This window comes from Planktothrix sp. FACHB-1355 (genome assembly GCF_014748295.1).
GTDB classification, from domain to species: Bacteria; Cyanobacteriota; Cyanobacteriia; order Cyanobacteriales; family Aerosakkonemataceae; genus Aerosakkonema; species Aerosakkonema funiforme_A.
In genome coordinates, this window is the sequence record NZ_JACJUP010000072.1 from 1 (window position 1) to 11,552 (window position 11,552).

The window sequence follows — 11,552 nt, forward strand, 5'->3', positions numbered from 1 at the left end:
TTTGATGTCATAGATAATAATGACACCAGTACTATCTGAATTTACAGAAACATTCACTCGATCGATAAACTCAAATCGCCTCAGTCGCCGCAAATCCGACTCCAGCGCCTCTTGGCGGAACACCTGACCCGGTTTGAGTCGCAATTCCCCCAAAAGAAAATCTTTGCGCGTGCGACCTTCAACAGTTTCTCCTTTGTTATTGACAAAGCGGATTTGGATATCTGTGACAAGAGGAGATTGGGAATTGGGGATTGGGGAAGAATCATTTTTTTCAGCGATCGCCAATTGAGAATCCCCATTTGTGGTATATAGTAAATCCTTCGCATTTGTAGAGATAATGTCGGGAAATTCAACTGTATCCGCTAATGGTAGCTGTGCGATCGCAGTCGATCGAATACCTGCTTCCGCAGACATTGGAGCTACAATACGATCGGCCAAGTTCGGCACAGGTGATGGGTAACTGGCTTGAGCCTCCTGTCTTTCCCAAAAAACCAGAGCCGTCCAAGTCAAAATTGCAACAGTGCAAAAACGCATAATAGATGATTCGCAGTAAATGAAAAACAATAGACAAGATTGCCAAAGTCAATATACTTCATCTGATTCATCTGCGTTCATCCGCGTTCATCTGCTGTCATCTGCGGTAAAAATTTAACCCTCAATGACAACAAACAATTTGAGGATATGAATCTTACATTAACGATGCTACCGGAAATGAGATAGCACATTATAAAAAAACTAAAAATATATGGATTACCAAATCTTCCCTACATCTGTAGAGTCAATTCATGAATTGACTCTACACTAGAGAGAGTCACAGAAATAAATCCAAACAAGATTACAAATTGAGTTTCCCAATTGTTTCGCGCAGAACTTGACTGGAGTGTAACAGCTGCTGTTCCTCCTTCGTGGTTAGAGACATATTCAAAAGCCTAGTTACTCCCTGACGATTAACCACCGCAGGCAAACTCAAGCAGACATCTTCAATCCCGTGCAAACCATTAATCAAACTGCTGACAGTCAAAACCCGATTTTGATTGCGTAGGATAGCCTGTACAATCTGAGTTACACCAAGACCGATCGCATAGCTAGTCGCACCTTTGCGTTGGATAATCTCGTAAGCAGCATTTTTTACTTGTGCAAAAACTTCTTCCAGTTGTTGATTATCATCAGATGCGTTATCCAAATCACCATCAAACAGCGGCATTCCAGACACATTCACCTTACTCCATACAGGCACTTCGCTATCGCCGTGTTCCCCGATAATGTAGGCGTGCAGACTGCGGGGGTCAATTTGGAACTTTTCTGCCAAAAGATAGCGGAAACGAGCAGTATCTAACACTGTACCCGAACCGATGACACTAGAACTGGGCAAGCCAGACAGCCGCCAACTCACATAAGTCATGATATCGACTGGATTGGTGACGATCAGCAAAATAGCGTTGGCACAACACTTTACCACTTCTGAAATCAAGTTCTTGAATAGTTCCACATTGCGCTGCACCAAATCTAAACGAGTTTCCCCCGGTCTTTGCTTTGCGCCAGCAGTGATAATGACGATATCGGCATCGTGACCGTCTGCTAAAGTACCCGATCGCACTATACTAGGTTGCACAAACGGTAGACCGTGTACTAAGTCCATCACCTCCCCTTCCAGCTTTTCGCGATTGACATCGACGATGACCATTTCATCCAAGGTGTTTTGAATCAACATCGAGTAAGCGCAAGCCATACCAACTTGACCTGCGCCAATAATTACGCCTTTGCGAGGACGGCGAATGGTAGTTGAGTCTTGATTTACTTCAGGTGAGGGTGTAAAGAATTGTTCAAACATAATCTGTGTTGTGGTTTCACTTTAGTGTCTGCTTTCAAACAGGGTAGACGCTGCCTAGCTAAGTATCGAAATTGTTCAAACGCCGATGTTTCTAAAGAGAAGATTATACGTGCAGAGGGAGCGCACCCCGTCGGGTTCTCCAAGCTCTTCTAGAGATGGAAGAATACCCCGTGGGCTGGCTCCGTCCCCGCGAAGGCGGAACTTTATTTCTTCGCGGCGCTTCCAGTTTCCGCCTACATCTTTCCACCCTATAAGCTCTCCATACCGACTTATAGTTTTTTTATTATACTTGTTTAGCTTGTTTCCACTTTCTAAATAAATACGCTTTTGTACGCTAAAGCCAAAACGTCCATTTGAGTATTTTACCCAAAGTTGGTCAATTCGATTCATATCCGGACACGAAAAATTTTTAATTGACTCTTCTGTGATATTGCTGTTACCATCTCTCTTAGCTACGATATCCATTAATTTAGCCGTTTGAATGTCTGCTTCTTTCCAATTATTGGCTTCATCATATTTTTGTGCTGTTTCTAGTAAATGTTCTAAATAATCAAAGTTGAATTTCACAAAAGATTGCCTAACTTCTTGGACTTGATTTAGTTTAGTTTGAGTAAATACATCTATTATTTCTTGATAAATGGTGTTAAGACGTTTTGGTGATATAATTGCAATATTTTGAACAAAAAACTTATCCTTGCTATATAAGCTATCGAAGGTAATTAACCCCTTCTCGTAAACTTTTGATGCTTCTTCAAAGTTTTCTCCATCCAATTTAAGTAAATTGCCTTGGATGGAGTAGGAAAGGAAGCGAAGTTGCAATTCTAAAGTAGAAGCATTTTTATTAATATTGGGAGATAAAAGCTCTAGGCTTGTGCTAATATCCTTCTCTGCCTTGTTAAATTCTTCGAGTTCCTGATATGCTAGGGAACTAGATATTAATAAAAGAGCTTGTTTCAGACGAGTATCTTGAATTGTAAAAGACAAACTTGCGAATCTTCTGACCTCGTTGGCTGTATTAACGTAACCTCCATCTTCGAGGTCTACACTCAGTTTAGAAATCCGATCTAATATTTCAATTCTTTGTTGAGCTAGGTTTTCTCTTTGTAAAGCTAGGTTTTCTCTATTCTCGGCATTTTTGACTGCCTTTGATGTCATAAATACGGTTCCGCACGCTGCCAGCAAAGTCAATAATAATACTGCCGAACCTATGCGAATTCGCTGTTTAGCTTTTTGTAAAGCTTCAGTCACAATCTGTTTAGCTTGTTCGGCTGCTTCTTTAGCTTTCCGTTCCCGTTCCAGTTCAGCTTCTTTCTCTTTGGCGGCAAGTTCCTTTAACTTTTTCTGTGTTTGACTCTCTGTTAAAAACTGCTCATCTTGATAACTCAAGTTCCTGCCAGCTTTCCACGCCAAAGCATCTTGCAATGCCTTACCCCGTAGCAGTAGAGAATTATCTTGATAGCCAGAAGCTACCCAAGCTCTTAATGCCTGGGAATAAGGACGCAGATTTTTTAAAGCGCGGTCAATCCAGTGGGGATCGAAAATACTCTTATAGATACGATTATAAACCCTTAATTTATTCTGTTCCTTGACAACAATGCCAGCTAGCTGTAACTTCGCTTCTTCATGATAGTTAGTCACAACTATCTCTCCTTGCTGCCAAATTTGTTGGTATAGTTCCAGTAAATACGCCGCTCTTTGTTCGTCTGTCAGCAAGCGAGCGCGTATTGTCCTCAAGTGTTCTGGTTCATCCTGAGATTCCCAATTTTCGATAATATATTGTTGGACTAAATGCTCGATATTAGGCTGTTTGCCATCTGCATTTTCTACTACAAAACGGCACAGCTTTTGGGTAAGAAAAGGCTGTCCTCCTGTCCAACCTAAAATTTCCTCAATTGCTGCCTGTGCATCGGTAATTTTCCCTTGCAACCCCTCAACCAAAGGTTGTACTTCGTGCGTTTGAAATCCATTCAGAGAAATTGCCTGACCGATATTAAAAGGAGTGCGGGTTTTATCTTGAATTAAATCGGAAGGAGTCGCGACACCAAACAAGGCAAAGGAGATGCGATCGTACTTCGGATTATCCGCTCTTTGGTTATAGGAAAAGCGAATCAAAGCAAAAAAATCATCGCTGGAAAAATCTAAGCTGATAACGCTATCAATTTCATCCACAAAAATGACAATTTTGTCGCCCAGAACCTCAACTAACACCACATCCTGGATAAACTGACTGAGTTGCTGAACGCCAGAAAGCATTTCGCGATCCTTTAACCAGGTTTTCAGGTTTACTTTTCCAGCAAGATTAAACCCCCGCCACAATTCCTGAATAATGCCGTTATACCATTGTTGGAGCGTCACTTTGCTCCCCAACCCCGTCAAATCGATGGAAGTACAAGCAATTCCCTCTCGTTGCAAGCGCTGCATAGTACGAACGCGCAAACTGGACTTACCCATCTGCCGACAGTTGAGAACGTAGCAAAATTTTCCCGCTTTTAAGGCGTTGTAGAGTTCGTCGTCTGCTTGGCGGGTGACGTAGCTGGGTGCGTCAACTTTCAGACTGCCGCCTACTTGATATTCGTAGTTAAAAAGTGTACTCATATCGGCAATTAAAATCTATTGTAAAAGTGAGCTTGGGACTTTTTTAAGCACAGATGAACATAGATGTAGATGCAGGTTTTCGCTGGAGATTATAAGTTGACTCGATCGAGCCTGAAACTCAACAAAACCAATATCGACGTTGGGTTTCGTTACCTCAAAGCAATTTAAAAAGTTACTTAAACTTGAAAATACTCCCGAAAATACAATTGATACAACTGGCAGAGGAGTTTGGCCTTATTACCTTCTATTTGGATCAGTCCCAGACTTTCTAACTGGTATGATAGTTGCGGTTCTAACGACACGCTACCATCATTTTTCATTAGCTTTACGAATGCATCGGCGAGTTTGGGCTTTTCTTGCAGTAACGCCAACATTCCTCGCAAGTGGTCGTTGTAAATTCCCGCTTGGGTAGGCGCTTCTTCTAACAATTTATCCAGCTTTAGTTCTCCTCGCCGCAACGAGTAGATGGCTAATTGCACCAGATAAGGATGACCCCCAACCATTGCCCGGAGCCGTTCCGCTGAGCTATTATCTAACCAGTTAAGTTCGTGATGCCTTGCCAATATTTGCATTTGCTCTAAGCTTAATTCTAGCAATTTCACGGGTAACCCGACATTAAAAGGAGATTGGTTGTTGTTCAGCTTGACGTAAGGTTCTGTGGAATGAACTACCACCAGCCGCAGTTTTTGCCAGATGGATAAATTATTCGCTTCTTCATGCCAACGGCGCAACAGCGCAAAAAAGTCGATCGCTATTTCGGGATATTCAAATAGTCGCTCTACTTCATCCAAACCTAAAACCAACGGACTGTCTATGTTTGCCAGCAAATAGCCTTGAATGTAGTTGGTGCAGCTTGTCATGCTACCAAATAGCGCTTCATCCCAATATTCGTCTAGTTCTGGCTGAAGTTGCAGATTAACAGCGATATTAGCGCAGAACTGTCGCAGAAATTTATCCAAGTCGGTAAAAACTGCGGTTTCGAGTTGGCGCAAGCTGAAATTAACTGTTTTATAGCTTTGCTGCTCCGCATTAGCCAATATCCGTTTCAAAAGCGAGGTTTTGCCCATTTTCCAAGGCGCTTTAATGCGGACTAGAGAGCCTGGTTTCAACACTTCGCGATCGCAACTTTCTTCCACTGGCGGACGCGGAATATAAAGCTTAGACCCTAATGGCAGAGGACGATAGGGCAATTCCTGCTCTATCCCCGATGGCTGTTGGTAGTTGCCAGAAGGAAGGGACGAGTGCGATCGCCGCTCCAATGCCATGCGAAAATTCTTCTTACCGACCTCTTCCCCCAAAGCGTCGGAAAGCTTCTTCCACAGCTTATTCCCCACATCGCCTCGGATGTAATTGAGCGAGTAGTTTTTTGTTTGAGCGATGTCTTCGTAGCTCAAACCCTGCCAAGCGCCTTCGAGTATAGCGAATTCCACATCTGTTAAGTGTTTTTCAGTTTTGGCAACAACTGCTGCATCTGCCACCCTGAATGCCTCCTGAAACTCCATAGATATTTGATTCCTCAAAACCTACTTTACAGACTACTCCATAACGATTATTCTGCACAGATGCGACCAATTAATCCTGATTTTTCCATACTTTTCCACATTTCTGACTTAACCTGATTTTGTCGCTGTTAAGAATCTAGTGACTCCTTACTTTATCGAATTGTTTTGCTGGAAATTATTGGTTTAGATAGTAATAGAGCAAATAAACAAACCAATAATTTGGGGTACAATATGCGAGTCGAAACCAATTTTGATTTATATATTCTTCAAGAACGCTTGCGGCAGGCGCGGCTCAGCTTCAATTTAGCGTTGGGATTAATTGCCATTAGCACAACTATTAGTATTTTTGGGATTGGCCTTTTACTAAAGGGACAAATTTCCCAAGTAACAGCAACAACTGCTGGCGGACTTGCCGCTAATGTGGTTAGCGTGTGCGTCTTAAAACTTACCCGCGACGCAAATGATCGACTCGATAAAATGGCAAAAGAATTGATGGATAAAGAATAACCATTAAAGCCTTGTAATCTTCGAGCGTTGGCTACGAAGCAACCGGGGAAACACTTTTAGAGCAAACCCTATGTCATGGTAACTGCCCTTTGGCAGCTGCTAATTGAATTTCTAACATTTCAATGCGCTCCCTTAATCGCCCTGGCGAATCGGTACGGCAATCTGCAAACGTCGTGCTGTCTACATCAAGAAAAGATGCGATCGCCATTTCAATTATGAATTCTACAGGCATTCCCGTATCCGCAGCGTAAGCCTCCAAAGCTTCTCTAATATTTGTTGGTAGGTGGTTGACAATGCTTCGTAGGGCGGTTATATCTCTGCTCATTGAAATTATCCATAAAAGAGGGTGAGCAATGCTCACCCTACTGTATTATTACATTCCCTCGACTTCAGCTACCATTAGGAGTGTTTTGAGAACTGAATCGGGATTCAGACTCATCGAGTCGATTCCTAACTCGACTAGGAAGCGGGCAAATTCCGGATAATCGCTAGGCCCTTGACCGCAGATACCGATTTTGCGATCGTTCCTTTTAGCAGATTCGATCGCCATCTTCACCATCCGCTTCACCGCTTCGTTGCGCTCATCGAAAATGTGGGCAACTAAACCAGAATCTCGGTCTAATCCTAGTGTAAGTTGAGTAAGATCGTTAGATCCGATCGAAAAACCATCAAACACTTCGCTAAATTCATCCGCCATAATTACGTTACTGGGTAACTCGCACATCACGTAAACTTGCAACCCATTAACGCCGCGTTCCAAACCGTGTTTCGCCATTTCAGCTAACACCTTGCGACCTTCTTCTGGCGTGCGACAAAAAGGAATCATGGGGATAACATTAGTCAAACCCATTTCATCCCGCACTCGCTTCAAAGCCTGACATTCCAAAGCATAAGCATCGCGATATTTGGGATCGTAATAACGAGAAGCACCGCGCCAACTTAGCATTGGGTTTTCTTCTTTCGGTTCAAATTGCTGACCGCCCAAAAGATTGGCGTATTCGTTACTCTTAAAATCGCTCATCCGCACTACTACAGGTTTGGGATAAAATGCCGCAGCAATTCGGGCGACACCTTGGGCTAACTTATCGACAAAGTATTGAGGTTTATCTTCGTAACTTGCGGTTAGTTTTGCCAATGGCACTTTAATTTCGTCATTTTCCAATTCGTCGAAATGAATCAAAGCCAAAGGATGCGCTTTAATATGATTGGCAATGATAAATTCCAACCGCGCTAATCCGACACCATCGTTGGGAAGGGCGGACAAACGAAATGCTTCTTCCGGATTGCCCACATTCATCATTATTTTAGTTTGAGTGCGAGGTAAGTTTTCCAGCGCTACTTCTTTGACTTCAAAAGGTAGCAATCCTTGATAAACTTTTCCTTCTTCACCTTCCGCACAAGAAACGGTTACTTCTTGACCAGTTCTCAGGAGATCTGTAGCATCGCCGCAACCGACAATTGCGGGAATACCCATTTCGCGAGCGATAATTGCGGCATGGCAGGTTCGGCCCCCTTTGTTAGTAATAATGGCGCTGGCTTTTTTCATGATCGGTTCCCAGTCGGGGTCGGTTTTATCTGTTACTAAAACTTCTCCCTGTTGGAACAAATCGATTTTGCGAACATCCAGCATGACGCGAACTTTTCCCTGACCGATCGCTTCCCCAACGCTGCGACCAGTTACCAGTATTTTACTGCTTTGTTGCAACTCATAGCTGCGAATAATATTTTGCGATTTCTGGGATTGTACCGTTTCCGGACGCGCTTGTACGATAAACAGTTCGTTACTCAAACCATCTTTCGCCCACTCGATATCCATCGGGGTGTAAATGCCGCGTACATCGCTGTAGTGGTCTTCAATTATGCAAGCCCAACGCGCTAGTTGTAATATTTCATCATCTTCAAGCGCAAATTGGTTTTGTAATGTTGATGGAACGCGCTCGTTTTTCATCTGCTTGCAGCCACCGACATCGCAAACGAGTCTGTATTCTTTGCTGCCTAATCTTTTGTCGATAATCGGGCGGTAGCCATCTTTTAAAGTAGGTTTGAAAACTAAGTATTCGTCTGGGTTGACTGCGCCTTGAACGACGTTTTCTCCCAATCCGAAGGCGGCTGTAATTAATGCGCTATTTTTAAATCCGGTTTCGGTGTCGATCGAAAACATGACACCAGAGGATGCTAAGTCGGAACGTACCATTTTTTGAATGCCGACGGAAAGGGCGACGCTGAAGTGATCGAATCCCCTTGCATGGCGATAGGAAATAGCGCGATCGGTAAATAATGATGCAAAGCACTTGTGACAAGCACCGATGACGCTTTCGACGCTTTGGATGTTGAGATAAGTTTCCTGCTGTCCCGCGAAACTGGCGTCGGGTAGGTCTTCTGCGGTGGCGGAGGAACGGACTGCTACTTCTGTGTCTGCACCGTAGCGATCGCACATCTTCTGGTAAGCTAGTGCGATCGCACCCCGCAATTCTTTGGGAAAAGGTGTGTGCAACAGCAACGACCTCGCCTTCTTTCCCCGTTCCTGCAAATTGTTAACATCTTCCACATCCAAGTCCGCAAATAATTCGCGCAGCTTTTCTTCTAAACCTGCTGCTTGGATGAAATAACGATAGGCATAAGCTGTGGTTGCAAATCCGTTGGGAACGTTAACTCCCTTATGAGTTAATTGCCGGATCATCTCTCCCAAGGAAGCATTTTTGCCTCCAACTAAGGGTACATCGACAATCCCAACTTCATCGAACCAGAGAATAAGAGATTGTTCTTTGGAGAACCTGGGCGATTTTTCTTCTGTTGCTATAACCATAAGTATTTCCTGCTATCTAGCCTCAGTCTAGCGATCGACAGCAGAGGAATGGGTAAATTAGATCACTTTGTAATTTAATTTACAATTTCTTTGGGATCGGCTTGACGATCGCATTTTTTGGTATAATGCTATACAAAATGTCCATTTTCGGGTTGGGGAAAGGGAGAAGTAGCGATCGCCTACAGCATGGTAGGCTCATGGAAGCAGATAAAAGCATTGATATGGTAAATGAAGGAACGCCTACCTTTTATAGAGGGGGTAGTAATTTTGAGGCTAAACCCAACGAAGTTAGAATAGACCCGGAAACGAATTATGTTAAGCCAACACATGGAATATCGATCCATCAAGATGCCGATCGTGTTAGGAGTTTTGGAGGAGCCTATAAAATCGTGTTCTTACCCGATACCTTAAAATGCGTGCAAAGAGGACGCGATCGCGGTCATTACGAGATTGTGCCTAGAGAGGCTAATTTACTCACCTACAAACAATACCTTGATGAGTTAAGAAAAATCCAAGCCGTTCTGGAGGAACAGTGATATGGAAACCGCCCCTAAACTAACATTTAAATATGGTTGGGACGAAAGAGATGAAGTAGAAACGCTGATGAAAGGATGTAGAAGCGATGGGATTGTCCAATTTGAAGATGGCAAAACCTATTCAGTCTATTTCATCGATCCGATCCGTTTGCAGCAAGATTTAGAGGAAGAAGAGGAGTTGGGTTCTCCTTTTTTGGCTCCACCAGGGTTGATTGTAATACCTGAGTTAACGCGAAGTGCGATGGAAAATGCGATCGCGCAATTGTGGAAGCAGGGATATTTTGATGCACTGAAGCCCCTTTGTGAAGTGAAAGAATCACATCAGGATACAGAGTGGATTTATAACCACAAATTAGGGTAGCGAGGATTATCCCTGCACGCTATTCAAAACGAACGCTGACACTGCGAAAACCGCGCCCCAAATAATCTTCGCTAGCTTGAATGATGATTCGTTTGCCATTTGGGGAACCAAAAAAGACTAGCTGAGCGCTATCTTTGGTTAGTCTGGTATTGCCAGTATTTTCAGTTAAACCTCTTTGGCGGTAAGCTTGGCGATAAAAATCGATTAGTTGTTCAAAGCTGAGAGTGCTATGGAAAAATATATCGACTTCTCCCGGTACTCGCAATGAAGGCGACTCGCGGTAGTCGGTAACGTTATCTGGAACTGGGAAAACTGTGTAGTAGCGGACTGCTGCTTGAGTGCTGTTGGTATTGCTGTTATTAGCAACAGAAACTCCACCCGTTACTGCTTGCAGAGTTCCAGAAGAATTAGCTGCACCGATGAGGGTAAATGCTGCCCAATTAATCGGATTTGGGTAATCTTTCATTGTTTTCAGCATTGCCGATCGCAGTGCTTGCGCTTTATCAGAACCGGATTTAAGATTCTGATAGAATGCTGTCATCAAACTAGCGGTAGGAGCATCGGGAACAGACCACAAAGAAACTATGACGCTGGGTACGCCTGCACCAATTAAAGAACGAGAAAGTCCGACAACTCCATCGCCGGAAATTTGTCCTCTCCCAGTGTCGCAAGCACTCAAAACTACGAGTTCGGCACTTAATTTCAAACTGATAATTTCTCGCGCTGTCAGAAAGCCGTTATCTCGATCTGTCGGTGCTAAGGCGAGGGAACTGAAAAAGCCGCCAATGTCATCTAATAATCCGTGGGTTGCTAGGTGAACAATTCGCGCTTTTGACAGGGATTCCAACACGGTAGCTTTGGTAGCGTTTGCGCCTAATAAAGGTTGGGTAGCGAACATTTTGGCGATCGCGATCGCTTCTTTTTCCGCTCCCGGTAAGCTGGGTAACTGCTGGGGCGGTTGGTTGGGACTAACCCTAATACTCGGCATTGTAGGATTGCCAACAATCAATATTCCTTTGGCTTCTTGCTGAATGCGTTGTTGTTGCGATCGCGTCAGTTGTAATACTTGAATTGATGGCGATGTAAGGATAGTATGTTTCTCGATTAAGTATTTACCCGCGCTGTCTTGCAGTGCTGGAAAAGGAACTAAAAACAGAAAGTCTTGCGGGATAAAAATTATGCGATTGCTTGGATTAGTTGGCAGCAAATTGGCGATCGGTTGGATGAGGAGTTGATGAAGTTGCTTCAGTTCGGCTGTTTGTGCGTTATTTGGTCTGTTATTATTAACAACTCTTGCCGCTGTGACTGAAATTCCGATTCCCCTGGCACCGATCGATGCTCGCGCTTGACGGACAATTTCCTGCAAAGAAGCATTGCCGCTGACTATATTGCTGCGTCGAAATGCCACTTCACC

General features: G+C 43.6%; 10 protein-coding genes. 3 read left to right on the plus strand and 7 right to left on the minus strand.

The genetic code is table 11. The features are described 5' to 3' along the window. The 4 genes from H6S82_RS05700 to H6S82_RS05715 form a co-directional block, all read right to left on the minus strand. Window positions 1–534, minus strand: a 534-nt coding sequence (locus tag H6S82_RS05700) for a POTRA domain-containing protein (RefSeq protein WP_277926388.1), incomplete at its 3' end; no start/stop codon positions are given. Between the two features lie 301 nt (window positions 535–835). After that, on the minus strand, window positions 836–1,729 hold the full coding sequence (locus tag H6S82_RS05705) for an L-lactate dehydrogenase (protein WP_255512171.1): 894 nt from the start codon (window positions 1,727–1,729) through the stop codon (window positions 836–838). A 177-nt stretch (window positions 1,730–1,906) separates the two neighbouring features. Then, window positions 1,907–4,426 carry an AAA-like domain-containing protein gene (locus H6S82_RS05710; RefSeq protein WP_190462041.1) on the minus strand — a complete coding sequence of 840 codons (2,520 nt, stop codon included), beginning with the start codon at window positions 4,424–4,426 and terminating at the stop codon, window positions 1,907–1,909. A gap of 176 nt (window positions 4,427–4,602) precedes the next feature. Further along, complete coding sequence (locus H6S82_RS05715; RefSeq protein ID WP_347339465.1) at window positions 4,603–5,904, minus strand: AAA-like domain-containing protein; 1,302 nt, start codon at window positions 5,902–5,904, stop codon at window positions 4,603–4,605. A gap of 255 nt (window positions 5,905–6,159) precedes the next feature. Here H6S82_RS05715 and H6S82_RS05720 point away from each other — a divergent pair, with 255 nt between their 5' ends. Beyond that, window positions 6,160–6,435, plus strand: coding sequence for a hypothetical protein (locus tag H6S82_RS05720; protein WP_190462044.1), 276 nt, complete (start codon window positions 6,160–6,162; stop codon window positions 6,433–6,435). Between the two features lie 73 nt (window positions 6,436–6,508). Here the strand turns inward: H6S82_RS05720 and H6S82_RS05725 are convergent, their stop codons facing one another. Then, on the minus strand, window positions 6,509–6,760 hold the full coding sequence (locus tag H6S82_RS05725) for a hypothetical protein (RefSeq protein ID WP_190462046.1): 252 nt from the start codon (window positions 6,758–6,760) through the stop codon (window positions 6,509–6,511). Window positions 6,761–6,808: 48 nt separating this feature from the next. Further along, window positions 6,809–9,241 carry a phosphoenolpyruvate synthase gene (gene ppsA / locus H6S82_RS05730; RefSeq protein ID WP_190462048.1) on the minus strand — a complete coding sequence of 811 codons (2,433 nt, stop codon included), beginning with the start codon at window positions 9,239–9,241 and terminating at the stop codon, window positions 6,809–6,811. Between the two features lie 137 nt (window positions 9,242–9,378). Between ppsA and H6S82_RS05735 the strand changes: the two genes are divergently transcribed. Both H6S82_RS05735 and H6S82_RS05740 read left to right on the plus strand, forming a co-directional pair. Beyond that, on the plus strand, window positions 9,379–9,777 hold the full coding sequence (locus H6S82_RS05735) for a hypothetical protein (RefSeq protein ID WP_242056835.1): 399 nt from the start codon (window positions 9,379–9,381) through the stop codon (window positions 9,775–9,777). Between the two features lies 1 nt (window position 9,778). Further along, complete coding sequence (locus H6S82_RS05740; RefSeq protein WP_190462050.1) at window positions 9,779–10,138, plus strand: hypothetical protein; 360 nt, start codon at window positions 9,779–9,781, stop codon at window positions 10,136–10,138. A gap of 19 nt (window positions 10,139–10,157) precedes the next feature. Here H6S82_RS05740 and H6S82_RS05745 read toward each other — a convergent pair. Next, the coding region (locus tag H6S82_RS05745; RefSeq protein ID WP_191056076.1) for a CHAT domain-containing protein at window positions 10,158–11,552 on the minus strand (1,395 nt) is incomplete at its 5' end.

Bases quoted from the DNA above. Each gene is read 5' to 3' on its own strand.
- H6S82_RS05705 (WP_255512171.1), bottom strand. From the start codon at position 1,729: ATGGCTTGCGCTTACTCGATGTTGATTCAAAACACCTTGGATGAAATG.
- H6S82_RS05710 (WP_190462041.1), bottom strand. From the start codon at position 4,426: ATGAGTACACTTTTTAACTACGAATATCAAGTAGGCGGCAGTCTGAAA.
- H6S82_RS05720 (WP_190462044.1), top strand. From the start codon at position 6,160: ATGCGAGTCGAAACCAATTTTGATTTATATATTCTTCAAGAACGCTTG.
- H6S82_RS05725 (WP_190462046.1), bottom strand. From the start codon at position 6,760: ATGAGCAGAGATATAACCGCCCTACGAAGCATTGTCAACCACCTACCA.
- ppsA (WP_190462048.1), bottom strand. From the start codon at position 9,241: ATGGTTATAGCAACAGAAGAAAAATCGCCCAGGTTCTCCAAAGAACAA.
- H6S82_RS05735 (WP_242056835.1), top strand. From the start codon at position 9,379: ATGTCCATTTTCGGGTTGGGGAAAGGGAGAAGTAGCGATCGCCTACAG.
- H6S82_RS05740 (WP_190462050.1), top strand. From the start codon at position 9,779: ATGGAAACCGCCCCTAAACTAACATTTAAATATGGTTGGGACGAAAGA.